This window comes from Paraburkholderia tagetis (assembly GCF_022213065.1).
GTDB lineage: Bacteria > Pseudomonadota > Gammaproteobacteria > Burkholderiales > Burkholderiaceae > Paraburkholderia > Paraburkholderia tagetis.
On sequence record NZ_JAKLJA010000017.1, the window covers coordinates 50,137 to 66,354 of the forward strand.

Annotated in this window: 13 protein-coding genes and 1 pseudogene; 6 read left to right on the plus strand and 8 right to left on the minus strand. The window is 65.3% G+C overall.

The features are described 5' to 3' along the window. Nucleotides 1-48: 48 nt before the first annotated feature. Nucleotides 49-1,494, minus strand: coding sequence for a coiled-coil domain-containing protein (locus L5014_RS20120; RefSeq protein WP_238465506.1), 1,446 nt, complete (start codon nt 1,492-1,494; stop codon nt 49-51). 117 nt (nt 1,495-1,611) lie between these two features. Between L5014_RS20120 and L5014_RS20125 the strand changes: the two are divergent. Together L5014_RS20125 and L5014_RS20130 are read left to right on the plus strand one after the other, a co-directional pair. After that, a pseudogene (locus L5014_RS20125) lies at nt 1,612-1,986 on the plus strand (citrate/2-methylcitrate synthase); the annotation flags it as partial. 273 nt (nt 1,987-2,259) lie between these two features. Then, nucleotides 2,260-2,775 (plus strand): SRPBCC family protein, encoded by a 516-nt coding sequence (locus L5014_RS20130; RefSeq protein WP_238465508.1) that lies wholly within the window; start codon nt 2,260-2,262, stop codon nt 2,773-2,775. 91 nt (nt 2,776-2,866) lie between these two features. Here L5014_RS20130 and L5014_RS20135 read toward each other — a convergent pair whose 3' ends face one another. After that, nucleotides 2,867-3,352 carry a YajQ family cyclic di-GMP-binding protein gene (locus L5014_RS20135; RefSeq protein WP_133198698.1) on the minus strand — a complete coding sequence of 162 codons (486 nt, stop codon included), beginning with the start codon at nt 3,350-3,352 and terminating at the stop codon, nt 2,867-2,869. A 316-nt stretch (nt 3,353-3,668) separates the two neighbouring features. On the opposite strand from L5014_RS20135, the gene murB reads away from it, so the two are divergent. After that, on the plus strand, nt 3,669-4,724 hold the full coding sequence (murB, locus tag L5014_RS20140) for a UDP-N-acetylmuramate dehydrogenase (protein ID WP_238465572.1): 1,056 nt from the start codon (nt 3,669-3,671) through the stop codon (nt 4,722-4,724). A gap of 142 nt (nt 4,725-4,866) precedes the next feature. On the opposite strand, the gene L5014_RS20145 is transcribed toward murB, so the two are convergent. Continuing rightward, nucleotides 4,867-5,694, minus strand: a complete 828-nt coding sequence (locus tag L5014_RS20145) for an EAL domain-containing protein (RefSeq protein ID WP_238465509.1) — start codon at nt 5,692-5,694, stop codon at nt 4,867-4,869. 444 nt (nt 5,695-6,138) lie between these two features. Here L5014_RS20145 and hmgA point away from each other — a divergent pair, with 444 nt between their 5' ends. Both hmgA and fahA read left to right on the plus strand, forming a co-directional pair. Further along, the gene (hmgA, locus tag L5014_RS20150; protein WP_238465573.1) at nt 6,139-7,464 is read left to right on the plus strand and encodes a homogentisate 1,2-dioxygenase; all 1,326 of its coding nucleotides are present in this window, start codon (nt 6,139-6,141) and stop codon (nt 7,462-7,464) included. Between the two features lie 116 nt (nt 7,465-7,580). Then, nucleotides 7,581-8,879, plus strand: a complete 1,299-nt coding sequence (fahA, locus tag L5014_RS20155) for a fumarylacetoacetase (protein WP_238465574.1) — start codon at nt 7,581-7,583, stop codon at nt 8,877-8,879. A 110-nt stretch (nt 8,880-8,989) separates the two neighbouring features. Here the strand turns inward: fahA and L5014_RS20160 are convergent, their stop codons facing one another. From L5014_RS20160 to L5014_RS20170, 3 genes are all read right to left on the minus strand, one after another. Continuing rightward, nucleotides 8,990-9,853 carry a hypothetical protein gene (locus L5014_RS20160; protein ID WP_238465510.1) on the minus strand — a complete coding sequence of 288 codons (864 nt, stop codon included), beginning with the start codon at nt 9,851-9,853 and terminating at the stop codon, nt 8,990-8,992. A 229-nt stretch (nt 9,854-10,082) separates the two neighbouring features. Continuing rightward, on the minus strand, nt 10,083-11,246 hold the full coding sequence (locus L5014_RS20165) for an MFS transporter (RefSeq protein ID WP_238465511.1): 1,164 nt from the start codon (nt 11,244-11,246) through the stop codon (nt 10,083-10,085). Nucleotides 11,247-11,374: 128 nt separating this feature from the next. After that, nucleotides 11,375-12,559: an MFS transporter gene (locus tag L5014_RS20170; protein WP_238465512.1), complete on the minus strand. Its 1,185-nt coding sequence runs from the start codon at nt 12,557-12,559 to the stop codon at nt 11,375-11,377. 398 nt (nt 12,560-12,957) lie between these two features. Here L5014_RS20170 and L5014_RS20175 point away from each other — a divergent pair, with 398 nt between their 5' ends. Then, nucleotides 12,958-13,218: a hypothetical protein gene (locus tag L5014_RS20175; RefSeq protein ID WP_238465513.1), complete on the plus strand. Its 261-nt coding sequence runs from the start codon at nt 12,958-12,960 to the stop codon at nt 13,216-13,218. Nucleotides 13,219-13,351: 133 nt separating this feature from the next. Here L5014_RS20175 and L5014_RS20180 read toward each other — a convergent pair whose 3' ends face one another. Further along, nucleotides 13,352-15,133 carry a winged helix-turn-helix domain-containing protein gene (locus tag L5014_RS20180; protein ID WP_238465514.1) on the minus strand — a complete coding sequence of 594 codons (1,782 nt, stop codon included), beginning with the start codon at nt 15,131-15,133 and terminating at the stop codon, nt 13,352-13,354. A 190-nt stretch (nt 15,134-15,323) separates the two neighbouring features. Beyond that, nucleotides 15,324-16,178 carry a crotonase/enoyl-CoA hydratase family protein gene (locus tag L5014_RS20185; protein WP_238465515.1) on the minus strand — a complete coding sequence of 285 codons (855 nt, stop codon included), beginning with the start codon at nt 16,176-16,178 and terminating at the stop codon, nt 15,324-15,326. Between the last annotated feature and the right edge of the window lie 40 nt (nt 16,179-16,218).

Genomic DNA, 16,218 nt, shown 5'->3' on the forward strand with positions numbered 1-16,218 from the left:
TGCTGGCGCAGGCTCGCGGGGACGTGGGGACGTAGGCTTCGGATTGGGTCAGAACGACATCGGCACACGCAGCGTGAGCGTGAGGTCCGGCGTGTCGCGTGTGAGGCCGGCGCCGATCGAGAAGTTGAGCGTGGTCTTTGGCGTGACCCGGTAGGAATATCCGATCAGCAGCGTGCCGAGAACGACGCGCACCGAGCCAGGCACCGTTTGTCCATTCTGCGAGGTCGGCAACACGATGCTCTGGTCGTAGCCGATACTGACCGACGCCTTCTCGTTCAACGAAAGGCCCATACCGATGTTGAATCCCCAGATATCGCCCGGCTGAATTTTGCCGAGAAACTCGGTTTGTCCATTGAGCAGCGTGAGACGCTCGTCCTTGCCGAAGCTGTGCAGGTAGCTGAAGTTGCCGAAGAACACGACCGGGTCGGTCGGGAACAGCCACGTAAGGCCGGGTTGGATTGCGAGGAAACCCGAGCCGGTCGGTTGCTGCAGCGGAAGGCCCGTGTTCGCGGTCGTGCCTGAAACACAGGACACCACACAATCGGTCACAACGTCGAACGGGCTCTTGCCCGTCGCAGTCTTCAAGCGCAGCCAGCCGACGTAGTAGAACTTGTCCGGACCACCTTGATTGAACTGATAGCGCAGCGTCATTTCGACGTCGCCGATGCCGTGGCCGTCGCTGCTGATCGTGGTATTGGCGGCCGTGCCGACGAAGGGCTGGCGCGCGACGACATCGTTGGTCTGGTACACGTACGGCACGCGGACCTCGAACTCCATCCGGTTCGTGATCCCGTAGCGCAATGCGACGCCCCCTGTTAGCGTCGTCGTCTTCACCTCGTTCACATTGATGAGCCCGATCAGAAGTGCAGGAATGATCGTGTACCCAACGAGTGAAATCTGGTTTTCCGACGCATAGCCGAACTGGAAGTACGGCTCGACGACGAACGTATGGCGTGGCGTGAGCACGCCGGGCTGATCGAAGATCGGTGCGACGGCTGGTGGGCGCGTGTCCGCGACGGGTGCCTGGCCGACTGGCGTCGCCTGTGTACCTTGCTGGGACGTGTTGCCGGCATTGGCGCCTGCGCCCTGGTCGCCCTGCGCGAGCGCGCCGGGTTGCGCGTTTGCGGGCGCGCCGGCCTGCGACGCCTGATCGGCCTGGACTGCCTGAGCGGCGGCGGTTGCGCCACCGGTTGCTGCGTCGCCTACTGGCAAACCGTTGGCGTCTGTGCCACCCGTTGCTCGCTTGCTTTCAAGCTGGCCTGCATTCAGTGCACGGCTGAGCCGTAGATAGTTCGCCTCTTCGTCAGCCAGTTTGTGCTTGAGCGCCTCAAGTTCTTTGAGGCGCTGATCGACTTCGTCGCGTAGTGCTTTGATGTTCACCTGGTCAGCCTGCACGGCCTGCGTTTCGAGCGACTGCGCGTGCGCTTCGACGCTGAATGCCACCAGTGCTGCGTAACCGATGGCGCTGATCTGTCGAAATGGCACGCACTTCATGGGCTTCTCCATGTCACGCTTGCAGTTCTACTTCGATTCACTTCGACAACAGACATACGCCGGCGACGTATCACTTCAAGCCGCGGACGCCGGGCATGGACGAGAACCCATGAAGACATGCCGCCATGCGGCGACATCGTGTGCGCTCGACTTTGCGTGCGAAAGCGTCGGTACCGTCACCGTGTTTCGCTATCAGCACCCGGGTTTTCGCAGAGCGATCCGTCAAATAGCACGAACTTCATGCGCATGATGTTTTCGAATCCGTGCGAAGAATACAAGGCCAACGAGGTGCTCGTCTGTGCGCTCGACCGCATCCTGATTCCGCATGTGGGCCAGAGACAGACCTCGTCGACTTTGATGGTGCGTCTAGCCGGCTTTTCTGGCGCGAATCCGTTTGCGTTGAACGTAACCCGTTGTGCGTGTCTGTGCGGCATAGCACATTGCTTTGCGAACGAAGCGGCACTCAACATGCACGAAGAGAGCGGTTCCTTGTTAAGGGTGAGTTCTTCGCGTACTCGGCGAGCGCGTGGTCACCTTGCCCAATGACCATTAGCCTCCCCATGTTCATCTCGTGAGTCCGCACTGTGCCGCCCCATTTTTTCATCTTGATATGAAACTGAAAGGTTGCACAATTAAAGCCATGAACGACACCGCCGTTTCAGTACCGATTGGCGAAATCGCCGCGCGCAGGATCGGCAAATTCGAACGTCCGCGTGGGCGTGCTCGTCGAGCTCAAACGCTCACTCGAAGGAGAAGGAGGCAGCTATGAGCAGCAGTGAAGGTCGCGCGGCCGGCGCAGGTGGCCCGAGTGGCCCGAGTGGCGCGACGGGTGAATCGACGTTCGTCTACGTCACGTTCATCCGCACCACGCCGCAAGCGCTATGGGAAGCGCTCACCAGCCGCGCATACACGGAGCGCTACTGGTTCGGCATGCATCACGAGTGCGACTGGCGGGCGGGCTCGTCGTGGTCGCTACGTTTTGCCGATGGCCGCGTGGCCGATTCGGGCGAGATCGTCGAGTCGGGCGCGCCGCATCGCCTCGTGATCTGCTGGCGCAACATGTTTCGCCCGGAACTGTACGCCGAGGGCGATTCCGTGTGCACGTTGCAGATCGAGCAGGTGGAGTACGCCGTGAAGCTCACGGTCACGCACTGCATGGAGCGTCCTGGCTCGAAGTTCATCGAGGCGGTGTCGGGCGGCTGGCCGCGCATCCTGTCGAATCTAAAGACGCTGCTGGAGACGGGCGAGGCACTGATGCCGCTCGTCGCGACGGACGACTAACGCAGCAAGAGCGGGGCGCCATGGCCGAGGCGGCGGTGCGCGCCTCGCTTTGCGGGTGATTCCGGCACGGGCCGCCAAAGGGCCCGGCGAATCAGTCGCGGAAGTTGTTGAAGTCGAGCGGCGTATCGGTCACGTCCTTGCGCAGCAGGGCGATCACGCTTTGCAGATCGTCGCGCTTGGCGCCCGTGACGCGCACGGCGTCGCCCTGGATGCTTGCCTGAACCTTGATCTTGCTGTCCTTGACGAGCCTGACGATCTTCTTGGCGAGGTCGCCCGAGACGCCCTTCTTCACGGTGATGACCTGCTTGACCTTGTCGCCGCCGATCTTCTCGATCTTGCCGTAGTCGAGGAAGCGCACGTCCACGTTGCGCTTGGCCATTTTCGACACCAGCACGTCCTTCACCTGGCCGAGCTTGAAATCGTCGTCGGCGAACGCAGTCAGTTCGCGTTCCTTTTGCTCGACGCGCGAATCCGAGCCCTTGAAGTCGAAGCGCGTGGAGATCTCCTTGTTGGATTGCTCGACGGCGTTCTTTACTTCGATCATGTTCGCTTCGCTGACGACGTCAAACGATGGCATTGCTTTCTCCCAAAAGTGCGAGTGGCGCAGGCATTTGCTCACGGGCAGCACGAATCGTGCGCTCGCCGCCGCAGCCGGGTTTTCCGGTGCGGTGCCTTGTACTCGCTATAATCACGGACCGACGCCATTTTACCGGCGCCGCCGTGTTTGCCCAAGGCCGCGCGGCGCTGCGTGCCGGTGGCTTCGCAGCCAGCGTGCCTGCGCTTTGCACACGTTTTGGCTGCGTCCGCGTTTCCAGTTTGCGTTTTTGGTTGTCAGCGCCGGTTTTCCCGTTCTCGTTCCCGTCTTCGGCCTTTTCGTGTCACATCCATCCTCGATGCCCGTTTCCGCCACCTCCGCCGATCCGTCCCCGGTGTGGTTCGCTGCCGGCTATCCGCTGCGTGCGCACAACAGCTTCGGTTTCGACGTGCGCGCGCGCCTCGCCTGCCGTATCGAGAACGAGGCGGAACTGATGGCCGCCGTGCGGGACCCGCGTGCCCAGGGCCTGCGCACGCTGGTGCTGGGCGGCGGCAGCAACGTCGTGCTCACACGCGACTTCGACGGGCTCGTGCTGCTCGTCGCGCTGGCGGGCAAGCGCGTGACGCGCGAGGACGATGACGCCTGGTACGTGGAAGCCGGCGCCGGCGAGAACTGGCACAACTTCGTGGCATGGACGCTCGAAGCGGGCATGCCGGGGCTCGAAAATCTCGCGCTGATCCCGGGCACGGTGGGCGCGGCGCCCATTCAGAACATCGGCGCCTACGGGCTGGAGATGGCCGAGCGCTGCGCGAGCGTGCGTGCGATCGAGCTCGAATCGGGCACGCCGCACGCGTTCGATGCCGCCGATTGCCGCTTTGGCTATCGCGATAGCTTCTTCAAGCGCGAAGGGCGCGATCGTTTCGTGATTACCTCGGTGACCTTCCGGTTGCCGAAGGCGTGGCGGCCCAATGCCGGTTACGCCGACCTCGCGCGCGAGCTTGCGCAACGCGGGTTGCCGGAGGCACAGTGCGCACGCGACGTATTCGACGCCGTGGTCGCGGTTCGTCGCGCGAAGCTGCCCGATCCGCTCGTGCTTGGCAATGCGGGTAGTTTTTTCAAGAATCCGGTGATCGACGCGCCGCAGTTCGATTCGCTCGTCGTGCGCGAACCGCGCATCGTTTCGTACCCGCAGGCCGATGGCCGCGTGAAGCTCGCCGCCGGCTGGCTGATCGACCAATGCGGCTGGAAAGGGCGCACGCTGCGCGCGGCGGCTGTGCACGAGCGGCAGGCGCTGGTGCTCGTGAATCGCGGTGGCGCTACCGGCAGCGATATCCTCGAACTGGCCCAGGCGATCCGCCGTGACGTGCTCGCGCGCTTTGGTGTGGAGCTGGAGCAGGAACCCGTCAGCCTGTAGTCACGGCGTGAGTCGCGCTTGCAGCCGCGCATGTAGCCAACTCTGGAGCGTGCGCGGCTTTCGCACATCTGGGCGCCACGCTCACCGGCCCACTCCCTCATTGCGCCGCGTTACAGCACAACCGCGCAGCACAACAACAGCGCTAAGCCGCGCTGGGCTGCGTGGCGAACACGGGCCCTTGCACGAAGCGCACGTCGTACTGCTGCAACTGCTCGAACTGCGGCGCGTCCACCACGCGGTTGAAGATCAGCGGAATGCGCAGCCGCGCCGCGTAGCTCACCAGCGGCTTCACCATCGAATCGCGCAGGGCCGCGCTCGCGTCCATCTTCAGGAAGTCGAGCCGCGCCATATCGGATACGGAAAGAATCTGTCCCGCGTTGGGCAGATTGCCCGCCACCTTGAATCCATGGCGCTGGTAGCTCTGCGTCAGATAGCCGACGAAGGTCCGGTGCGCGACCGCCGCCGCCGGTAATTCGATCACCACGCGCCCGGGGTTCAGCCCGAACGAGACCAGCACATTCGAGAAGTGCCGCCCGTGGTCGTATCTCACGCTCTTGAGCAGCCGCTCGTGCACGCGCAGAAAAAGCAGCCCGTGCTGTTGCGAGCCCAGAAAGTTGATCGTGTGTAGCGCACGTACGCAGCGGTCGAGCGCGACGAGTTCGGGATCATCGAGCGTATCGGCGAACGGGTCGAAGAGCTCGGCCTTGCCGTCCTGCTCGCGCAGCGTCACCGCCTGAAAGCCGAGTTCGTCGCCGAAGCGCGAGGCCAGCGAGAGATCCGCCGTGAGCGACTGCGCGCCACCGTGCACGCTGATGTCGTAGATCGGTTCATAGGCGCTCAAGAGCTCCACGCCATTGCGGCGCGCGACGGCCTCGGCATGATGCGTGCCGGTGCCCAACGTCAGATGCTCGCCGAGAAACGGATGGTCGGCGGCGCGAGTGACGAGCTCGGGAATGGTTGGAGCGATCATGACGCGATGAATGAGGGAGTGGCGACAGGCGTAACGAGAAATGCGCGGGCATACGGCTCGCGCCAGTTTGGTTGTCGCGGCTACGGGGGCCGCATGGCTTGATGGTAGCAGCCCAGGGCGCTCCGGCATGCACCGATTAGTGATAACCATATCCACCCGGAGCCGCATTTGCGCCGTGCGCCGGGGCGTACCAGGGTTTACCTATAATTTCACTAATCATAATCCATTTTACTATTCGTAAATCGCGCGATGGAATCCGTTGGAGGAGCCGACGCGCCTTGCCCGTGGAACCGGATTTCGTGCCGGCCCGATGGCGCCCGTCCGGGCGCCGGTGGCGCGGCAGAACGTGGAGAGACAGTGATGAACGCACCCTTGCGGGACGTAACCCAGGCGGAAGCAGGAAAAAGCGGAGAAAGTGGAAAAAGCGCGGCGGTTGGGCGCTATATGAGCGGCTTTGGCAATGAATTCGCCACCGAGGCGCTGCCCGGCGCCTTGCCCGACGGGCAGAACTCGCCCCAGCGCTGCGCCTACGGGCTCTATGCCGAGCAGTTGTCGGGCACGGCTTTCACCGCGCCGCGCTCGCACAACCGCCGCACGTGGTTCTATCGCATCCGGCCGGGCGCGGTGCACCAGCCGTTCACGCTGCTGGCCGCGCGCGCTGGCGTCGCTGGCATCGATGGTGGCCAGAGTCGCGCGCCGCGCCTCGTCGCCGATTTCGGCGACGTGCCGCCCACGCCGCCCAACCAGTTGCGCTGGGACCCGCTGCCGATGCCCACCGAGCCGACCGACTTCATCGACGGCTGGGTGACGATGGCGGGCAACGGCTCGGCGGCCTCGATGAGCGGCTGCGCGATCCATCTGTACGCGGCGAACCGCCCGATGGTCGACCGCTTCTTCTACAACACCGACGGCGAGCTCTTGATCGTTCCGCAGCAAGGGCGTCTCGCGATTGCGACCGAGATGGGCAAGCTCGAGCTCGAGCCGTTCGAGATCGCGGTGATTCCGCGCGGCGTGCGCTTTACGGTCGAGCTGCCCGACGGCGAAGCGCGCGGCTATATCTGCGAAAACTTCGGCGCGCTCTTGCGTCTGCCCGATCTGGGCGTGATCGGCTCGAATGGCCTCGCGAATCCGCGCGATTTCCTCACGCCGTGCGCGGCCTATGAAGACCGCGAAGGGCAGTTCGAGCTTGTCGCGAAGCTCAACGGCGAGCTCTGGCGCGCCGACATCGGCCATTCGCCGCTCGACGTGGTCGCGTGGCATGGCAACTACGCGCCGTACAAGTACGATCTGCGCCGCTACAACACCATCGGCTCGATCAGCTACGACCACCCGGATCCGTCGATCTTCCTTGTGCTGCATGCGCCGACCGATACCCCGGGCGTCGACTCGATCGACTTCGTGATCTTCCCGCCGCGCTGGCTCGCGGCGGAGAACACCTTCCGTCCGCCCTGGTACCACCGCAACGTCGCGAGCGAGTTCATGGGCCTCGTGCACGGCGTGTACGACGCGAAGGCCGAAGGCTTCGTGCCGGGCGGCGCGAGCCTGCACAACTGCATGTCGGGGCATGGCCCCGATGCCGAGACCTTCGAGAAGGCCTCGAGCGCCGATACGTCGAAGCCTCACAAGGTGGGCGACACGATGGCGTTCATGTTCGAGACCCGCACGCTGATCCGCCCGACGCGCTACGCGCTCGAAACGGCGCAACTGCAAGCGCATTACTACGAGTGCTGGCAAGGCCTCAAAAAACACTTCAATCCGGAGAAGCCATGAGCAATCCCAGCAACCCCAGCAACCCCAGCAACCCCAGCAACCCCAGCAACCCCAGCAACCCCAGCAACCCCAGCAACCCCAGCAACCCCAGCAACCCCAGCAACCCCAGCAACCCCATGCCTGCCGATCTGCACGCAACGCTCGATCCGCAGCGCAAGAGCTGGATCGAGAGCGCGAACGACGCCGCCTGCGATTTCCCGATCCAGAACCTGCCGTTCGGCGTGTTCAGCACGGCGGGCCACACGACCGCGCGGGTGGGCGTGGCGATCGGCGACTCGGTCGTCGATCTGGCGGTGCTGCACGAAGCCGGGTTACTGCGTTTGCCCACGGCGACACACAACGTCTTCGCGCGTCCCGCGCTGAACGACTTCATCGCGCTCGGCCGCGATACGTGGCGCAGCGTGCGCGTGCAGCTTTCGTCGCTGCTCGCCCGCGATACTGCTACGCTGCGCGACGACGCGGCATTGCGTCAACGCGCGCTCGTGAAGCTCGCTGATGCGAAACTGCATCTGCCCGTGGAGATTCCCGGTTATACGGACTTCTATTCGTCGAAAGAGCACGCGACGAACGTGGGCTCGATGTTTCGCGATCCGAAGAATGCGCTGCTGCCGAACTGGTCCGAGATGCCGATCGGCTATAACGGGCGCGCTTCGTCGGTGGTCGTGAGCGGCACGCCGGTGCGCCGCCCCAACGGCCAGCTAAAGCTGCCCGATCAGGATCGTCCGGTGTTCGGCGCGTGCCGCAAGCTCGACATCGAGCTGGAGACGGGCTTTATCATCGGGCGCGGCAATGCGCTCGGCGAGCCGATCGCGTGCGAGGACGCCGAGGCGCACATCTTCGGCATGGTGCTGCTCAACGACTGGAGCGCGCGCGATATCCAGCAATGGGAATACGTGCCGCTCGGGCCGTTCAATGCGAAGACCTTCGCCACCACGATTTCGCCTTGGATCGTGACGCTCGACGCCCTGGAGCCGTTTCGCGTCGAGCAGCCGGTGCAGGAGCCGCAGCCGCTCGAATATCTGCGCCATGCGGGCAATCATGCGTTCGATATTGCGCTGGAAGTGCTGCTGCGCCCCGAAGGCGCGAGCGAGGCCACCACGATCTCGAGCACGAATTTCCGCCACATGTACTGGTCGATGGCGCAACAGCTCGCGCATCACACGGTGGCCGGCTGCAATACGCGCGTGGGCGATCTGATGGGATCGGGCACGATCTCGGGCCCGACGCCCGATTCGTTCGGCAGCCTGCTCGAACTCACGTGGAACGCGAAGAATCCGCTCGAATTGAAGGGCGGCGGCACGCGCGGCTTTATCGAAGACGGCGATGAACTCACGCTCGCGGGCTGGTGCCAGGGCGAAGGTTATCGCGTGGGCTTCGGCGCGTGTGTCGGCAAGATTGTGCCTGCGTCGAAGTAAGCGGACCGATACGGCGGCGGCAGTCCGTCGTTATTCGCAAGGCGGCCGATGCGCTCGAAAGGCGTATCGGCCGTTATCCATTGGGCACCTGAATACTCGCTGGCGAAGCGCTATAGCTGATCCGCAACAACCGTTGCGGCAAGCGCCCGGGGTTCAGTTGGCAGAGTTGATGAAGCCTGCGACATGGCATCGATGCTCGTGCGAAGCCCTTTGGCCTGCGCGGAAAGTGTCTGCCATTCGCCGGCCAGCAATTGCGCGAGCGGCGTTGCGTGGCACGGTGTATGTTGCCCGAGCCGCGTGATGATGAAGTCAATGGCCTCGAGCGTATCGTGCAGGCGATGACCGTACACAGGTTCGTGATGAGCGATCCGGTTGCGGGTTTGGTAGATTCGTTCCAACTGGATTGCAACGTCCGCTCGCCGCAGCGTTTTATCGGGAAAGACTCGCTTGAGCACGGTGCGCCAGAGCGATGATTCATATTCGATCGAGAAAAGCCGTTTCCAGAAATACAGCGTCAGTTGGGCGATCACCTGGCCATTGGGCACTGCGAGAGACTGCTGTCGAATTTTCGCGTGCCGCTCATGCGTGAGTCCCGCTGGCACGCCATTGCGGAATAACCTGTCGTCGATCGCGCGTTTCTGTGCGGTATCCATCTTGGTGTATGCAGCGCGCTGCGCGCTGGCAAGCGCTTCGCCAATCCGGGTTTTTTCCTGAGCGCGCCATCCGAATGGCGCAGGTGGGTCGCGCAGCCAGTCAGCGGTGCCGAAATGGTGGGTGAGATGGTCACAGATGGTATTGCGCAATGCGATTTCGACGACTGCCGTCACGCACATGAGCGTTCCGGCGACCTGGAGCGTTTGCTGATGAAGTGCTATGGCCGGGCGTGGAGAGCCCGCTAGCGTCAGGAACGTCCCGAGTCGTTCGCCGGACAACATCAGGGTGATGGCGGCCAGGGTGTCATCGGCGAGCTCCATTGACTGGGTGTCCTGTTTTCCGTAACATGACTCGCGAAAAGTCGGGATCAGCGTCGGCTGCTGCCCCCGGGTAAGCGGACCCCCGACTTCCTGCTGCAAGGGCGTCACTTCGGTGACGCCCTTTTTATTTTATGTGTCGAGCATCGCGCGCCTGCATCATCGCGTGAAGAGTTGGGCTGGCGTTGTCGCCAGTCAAACAGCGACACGAGCGAGAAGCCGGAGCCTCGCTTCAAGCCCTCACACCGCCAATCCCCCGCGCACGCTCCCAGCGCAGCGTCCCAAGAAACATCAGCGCACATGCGAGCAGCACCCATAGCATGGTGTCGTGGCCCGCGCGCTCCATCAGCGCGCCGGTGACGATCGGGCCGCCGAAGCTCGCCGCGCTCCACGAAGCGCTCACGAGCGCGCTTGTCGAAACGAGCGCCACGCCCTCGAAGCGCTCGCCGCACGCCACGATGGCGAGCGTGTAGATCGATCCTGCCGCCGCGCCCAGCACGAAGAGCAGGGGCCAGCGCAGCCATGGCGTCGCGATGGCCAATGGCAGCAGCGGCAACAGCACCGCCACGAGCACACCCATGAGCGCGTGCACGCGTTCACGGCCGAGCCGGTCGGCGAGCCAGCCGATCGGGAACTGCATGGTGGTGTCGCCGAGCAGGACCACCGAGGCAAACAGCACCGCCGTTTCGCTGTCGATGCCGTGGCCCATCGCGAAGAGCGGCAACAGCGAGAGCGCGAGCGCGAGCGTGTCGAAGAGCGCGAAGAAACCCGTGGCGACGATGAGCGCGGGCATCTTCGGCAGCACATGGCGCCAGCTGCCGTGCGGCTCGTGCAGGTCCGTGGTTTGTGCGTTCGTGCGGATCGCGGCGAGCGTCGGCAGCGCGATGAGGAAGATCGCGCCGCAGATCGCGAAGCGCCACGCCGTGAATCCCGCGATCTGGCTCACGAGCACCGGACCCGACATCTGGAACAGCGTGAAGGTGGTCGCGTAGATGGCGACCACGCGGCCGCGGTTGGTGTCGTCGGCGAGTTCGTTGACCCATGCCTCGCCAATGGTGAAGAGCAGCATCAGCGCCGCGCCGCAGGCCATGCGCAGGAGCGCCCAGAGCCACAGGTTCGAGCAGAACTGCATGAGCACGGTGGCGATGGCGACGGCGAGCACCGAGCCCACGATCACCTGGCGCGAGCCGAAGCGTGTGGAGATCCATGCGGTGGCCGGCACGACGAGGAGCCCGCCGAATGCTTGCGCGGCGGTGAGCAGGCCGACGATGGCGGTGCCGTAGCCGGCGTCGGTGAGGGCGAGGGCGGTGAGCGGCAGGGTCGCGCCGGAGCCGAGGCCGACCACGGCCACGCTGAGGATCAGTGCGAGGAAGTCGCGGGTGAGGACGGTTTTCATCGGCCGGGATGCTACTACGGGCGTGGCGTCGGCGCGTTGAGCGTTGCGTGGGAGCGTGGGTGTGCGGGTGTGTTGGCGGGCGCCGGTGCGCTATTTCGCGCGTAATCGCGTCACGCGCATCACACGCATCACGCGCAGGACGTCGGCCCGGCCACTGCCGTGCGGCGGCGCGCGCGCCGGTCGAGCTGCGCCGAGATCAACGTGAGCCCCAGCGCCGCGAACGCCATGAGGATGCCCACCCAGGGCAGCGCGGTAAGCGGCGCGCCCGCGCTGATCGCCGCGCCGCCGAGCCACGCGCCGCCCGCGTTGCCGAGATTGAAGGCGCCCTGGTTGAGCGTGGAAGCGAGGTTCGGCGCATCGCTTGCGCGATTCACGATGAGCATTTGCAGCGGCGGCACGATGGCGAAGGCGAGCACGCCCCACACGAAGATGGTCGCGACCGCGGCGAGCGCATCGTGCATGGTGAACGCGAACACGGCGAGCACCACGCCAATCATCGCAATCAACGAGAGCAGCGAGCGCATGAGCTTCCAGTCGGCGAGCCGGCCGCCGAGCGTGCTGCCCACCGTGAGGCCGAGGCCGAACACGAGCAGCACGAAGGTGACGTCGTGCGGCGAGAAGCCTGTGATGTCTTCGAGGATCGGCGTGATGTAGGTGAACACCGAGAAGAGGCTGGCCGAGGCCAGCACGCTCATGCCGAGCACCATCAGCACCTGCGGGTTCCTGAGCACGCTGAATTCGTGCACGAGGCTCGCTTTGGGCATCTCGATATGCTTCGGCAAGCAGACTTGCAGCGCCGCCGCCGCGAGCACCCCGATGCCAGTCACGGCCCAGAAGGTCGTGCGCCAGCCCGCGAGCTGGCCGAGCGCCGTGCCGAGCGGCACGCCCAGAACGTTTGCAAGCGTGAGGCCGGTGAACATGAGCGCGATGGCCTGGGCGCGCCGGTTGGGCGCAACGAGCCCCGCGGCCACCACCGAGCCGATGCCGAAGAACGCGCCGTGGCAGAACGCGGTGACGATGCGCGCGGCCATCAGGATCGCGTAGTTGGGCGCGAGCGCGCACAGCAGATTGCCGACGATGAAGATGCCGATCAGGCGCATGAGCGCCGCCTTGCGCGGCACGTTCGCGATGGCGATGGCGACGATGGGCGCGCCGATCGTCACGCCCAGCGCATAGGCCGAGACGAGCATGCCCGCAGCCGGAATCGACACGCTCAGGTCGCGCGCGACATCGGGCAAGAGCCCCATGATGACGAACTCGGTGGTACCGATACCAAACGCGGCGACGGCGAGGGCAAGAAGGGGCAAAGGCATGGGCGTGCGGGGGCGTGGGGTGCGGCGTTTGGGGGTGCGTTTGAGGGGCGTGTCTGGTTGGCGGCGCGGCGTCCGGGATCGAATCGCGGCGGGCTGCGCCCACACGCGCGCCAACCAAAATCAAGCGGGGATTGTACTGAAATGCGCCGCGCCGCATACGGCACGCTTTTCTTGCGTTCTTCTTACGCAACAGTGCCCTCGTGCGGGCGGCCTTGACGATTTCTTCAGCTTGCGTCCATGGTGCGGCCTGCTGTCGGGCAGCACCATGGGCCTACGATCCAGTGCGCGTTGCCCAGCGCGATGTCCGCTCTTCAGCCTGCGGGCAAGACAGCTGGCTTCGTCCGCGCCGCGCATGGCGGGTGGGGTGCATGCGCTGCTTTTCCTCCCGGAGCGATGATATGAGCACGCTGAACACAGTACGCATCGCGGTGGCCTGCTCGGCCGCCTTCTTCGCAGGACTCGCACTTGCCGATACGTCGTCCGATCCGTCACAGGGCACGCCGTCGGCTTCGCAGGACGTGGGCGGCACGCCCATGAGCAATAGCGCCGCGGGGGCGCCGCTAAGGATGTCCCATGCGCAGGTGTATCAAGATCTGGAACGCTCGATCAAGTCCGGTGAGCGCGACCGTCTGAACAACGATCTGTATCACGGCAACTGAGGCACGAACGGAGACCTCGAACACAATCGTGGCCGGGCCGGCCGCCGGCGACGCAAAGGGCGCTCATGAGGCGCCCTTCGTGTGTCCGGGGGGGGGGGCGCTCGAGGGGCACGCGCAAGCATCTTTGCATACATCAGTGCGTCGGCCCGTCGCCGATATGCTGTTCGATGCGCCGCATGCGTCCGCTCGCGCGATACGGCTGGAACCAGGGATTCATGCGCAGTTCGCACAGGCGCGAGCTACGTTCGGCGAGGGCCGCGTCCAGCCACTGGAACATCTCATTGGGCTGCGCGAGCCGCGCATAGGCCTCGGCAATCAGCAAGGGCGAGGTGTACTGCCGGCGCCGACGCGCCAGCAGGTCGTCCAGATACCAGTGCAGCACCGCGTCGTAGCCGCCCGTTTCCCAATGCATGCGGATCGCCGCCGAGCGCGCGTGCAGATTGCAGCGTTCGAGCGCTTCCGAGGTTGCGTCCACGGCCTGCGCAAAGAGCTTCTTCACTTCGAACGCCGTCGCCAGCACCTGGTACACGAGCGGCGAATGCTCCATGTGACCCGGCGAGAGATATTCGCAGACGACTTGCGCGTGCTGACCCGCAAGGATCATCCCAAAGGCGCGCGAGCCCAGGAACGCGTGCGGATCGATTTTCTCGGCGCGCGTCATCGCTGCCTGGCCTTCCGCATGGCGGCCCGCCGCGAGCAGTAGCCGCGCGTAGAGCCGGTGCGCCTCCGGATAGCTGGGATTGCGCCGCAGCGCTTCCTTGAAGCCCGCCTCGGCGCGCGGCCAGTCCCAGTCGAAGAAGTAGCGCACCGCGGCGAGCGCGTGATGCGCCTCGGGCAGATCGGGGTCGAGTTCCAGTGCGCTTTGCGCGAGGGCGCGGGCGATGGGCCAGCCGTCGTCGGGCGCGAACAGGCCGTGCACGACCGACGCCCCGTAGTAATTCGAGAGCCCCGCGTAACCCAGCGCGTAGTTCGGGTCGTGCTCGAGCGCCGTTTCGAAATAGGCGCGGCTGCGGGCGAAGTCTTCGCCGTCGATGCCATGCTGGCCGCAGAATCCCGCATCGAAATGCACGCGCCGATACCAGAAGTAACGCCCGCGCACATAGGCGTCGTGTGCGGCAGGGTCGACGGGCAGCCGCCGCGCGAGCAAGGAGCGCTGCTGTTCGGAGAGCGTGGAGGCGAGCTCCTGCGCGAGCGCGGCGGCGGCCTCCTTGAGGATGTCGAGGGCGCCCTGTGCCACCGGCTCGTGAGCGCGGCTCCAGATCTGCACTTCGTCGGCGCAGCGAATCAGACGCGTGAGAATGCGTACCTGGTGCGCCTCGCGCGAGAACGAACCTTCTAGCACGTAGTCGAGCTTGAGTTCGCGTGCGATCTCGCCGATGCTCTTGGCCGTATCGCGATAGCGCGCCGCGGTCGTGCGCGCGATCATGCGCAGACGGTCCGCGCCGAGCGCGCCGAGCGTGGCCGAGATTTCGTCGGCGAGCGCACTGCACAGATATTCCTCTTTCCCCTCGCCCGTGAGGTTTGCAAACGGCAGCACCAGCACGCGCACGGCGTCGTGCGCGCCGCTGGGCTCCGCGGCGGCAGCCTGGCTCGCGAAGCTCGCGCCGTCGAGCCGGTAGCCCTTGCCCTTCACGGTGACGAGATGGCGTGGCTGCGCCGGGTCGTCGGCGAGCGCGATGCGGATCTTGCGGATCGCGGTGTTGATGCCGTTCTCCGTATCGCGATACGGATTGCCGTGCCATAGCCGCTCGACGATGTCCGCGCGCGAGATCAACTCGCCGTTGCGGGACGCGAGCAGGATAAGGAGATCCATCGGCAACCGTTCCAGTCGCACTTCTTCGCCCGCGCGCCGAAGCTGATAGCGCTCGACGTCGAGCTCGAAATCCGCGAACCGGATGATTCGATCCGTCGGCATGGAAGGTCCCCCGATGCGACATCATGGACCGTGCGCGACGGCGTCTCGTCTAAGGAATGTCCAGCAGATGGCGTGGACGACCCTGACGGCGCGCGCGGTGCATGCAGTGCGGGCGGTGCAGGCAGTCGCTCGGTGGGTCGAATCGGCTGCCAGACTTAAATTTAGCGGCTCGCGCGGCGACCTTCAAGAATCAACCGTCGAGCGCATCGCCATGGCGGCCCGCGCCCGCGGCGAAGCGCGCGGCGAGTTCGAGCCCTTCGTCCATGACCGCGCGATAGCCGCCGGCGCCTTCGCGGCGCAACGCTTCGGCGAGATCGGCCAGCGGGCTGTTTTCCCAGGCCGAGCGGCGGTCCGCGAGCAAGGCCGCCTGCGGGAATGCCGCGAGTTGCGCCGCGAGCGCCTGCGCTTGCTCGCGCGCCGTCCCGGGCTTCACGACGCGGTTTGCGAGGCCGAAGGCGAGGGCTTCCTGCGCGTTTACCGCGCGCCCCGTGAGAATCAGGTCGAGCGCGCGCGACAGGCCGATGAGGCGCGGCAGGCGCACCGTGCCGCCGTCGATGAGCGGCACGCCCACGCGCCGGCAGAACACGCCGAGCACGGCGTCTTCTTCCACGATGCGCAGATCGCACAGGAGCGCGAGTTCGAGGCCGCCGGCGACGGCGTATCCCGAGATGGCGGCGATGGCGGGCTTGGCGAGCGCCATGCGCGTGGGGCCGAGCGGGCCCGGGCCGCTGCCGTCGGCGTGGACTTCGTTGCGCCGCGCGTCGTCGTTGAGCGCACCCAGGTCGGCGCCTGCGCAAAACGTGCCGCCCGCGCCGAACAGCACGGCCACGCGCCATTGCGGGTTGGCTTCGAAGCGCGCGAAGGCGGCGGCCAGCGCCTCGGCCACGGGACGGTCGATGGCGTTGCGCCTCTCGGGCCGCTCGAGCACGATGGTCGCGACCTGGGCGCGCGCTTCGATGCGCACGTGGTTACCAAAGATCTCGGTGGTCTCGGTAGCCTCGGTGCTCGCGGCGGGAATGAGGTTTGCGTGCTTTGCGTTATCCATCGGCTCCTTTCCTCACGCGCGGCCGGCATGCGCATTCGTG

Excerpts from the sequence above, each read along its gene's own strand:
- L5014_RS20120 (WP_238465506.1), bottom strand. The coding sequence starts at position 1,494 with ATGAAGTGCGTGCCATTTCGACAGATCAGCGCCATCGGTTACGCAGCA.
- L5014_RS20130 (WP_238465508.1), top strand. The coding sequence starts at position 2,260 with ATGAGCAGCAGTGAAGGTCGCGCGGCCGGCGCAGGTGGCCCGAGTGGC.
- L5014_RS20135 (WP_133198698.1), bottom strand. The coding sequence starts at position 3,352 with ATGCCATCGTTTGACGTCGTCAGCGAAGCGAACATGATCGAAGTAAAG.
- murB (WP_238465572.1), top strand. The coding sequence starts at position 3,669 with ATGCCCGTTTCCGCCACCTCCGCCGATCCGTCCCCGGTGTGGTTCGCT.
- L5014_RS20145 (WP_238465509.1), bottom strand. The coding sequence starts at position 5,694 with ATGATCGCTCCAACCATTCCCGAGCTCGTCACTCGCGCCGCCGACCAT.
- hmgA (WP_238465573.1), top strand. The coding sequence starts at position 6,139 with ATGAGCGGCTTTGGCAATGAATTCGCCACCGAGGCGCTGCCCGGCGCC.
- fahA (WP_238465574.1), top strand. The coding sequence starts at position 7,581 with ATGCCTGCCGATCTGCACGCAACGCTCGATCCGCAGCGCAAGAGCTGG.
- L5014_RS20160 (WP_238465510.1), bottom strand. The coding sequence starts at position 9,853 with ATGGAGCTCGCCGATGACACCCTGGCCGCCATCACCCTGATGTTGTCC.
- L5014_RS20165 (WP_238465511.1), bottom strand. The coding sequence starts at position 11,246 with ATGAAAACCGTCCTCACCCGCGACTTCCTCGCACTGATCCTCAGCGTG.
- L5014_RS20170 (WP_238465512.1), bottom strand. The coding sequence starts at position 12,559 with ATGCCTTTGCCCCTTCTTGCCCTCGCCGTCGCCGCGTTTGGTATCGGT.
- L5014_RS20175 (WP_238465513.1), top strand. The coding sequence starts at position 12,958 with ATGAGCACGCTGAACACAGTACGCATCGCGGTGGCCTGCTCGGCCGCC.
- L5014_RS20180 (WP_238465514.1), bottom strand. The coding sequence starts at position 15,133 with ATGCCGACGGATCGAATCATCCGGTTCGCGGATTTCGAGCTCGACGTC.
- L5014_RS20185 (WP_238465515.1), bottom strand. The coding sequence starts at position 16,178 with ATGGATAACGCAAAGCACGCAAACCTCATTCCCGCCGCGAGCACCGAG.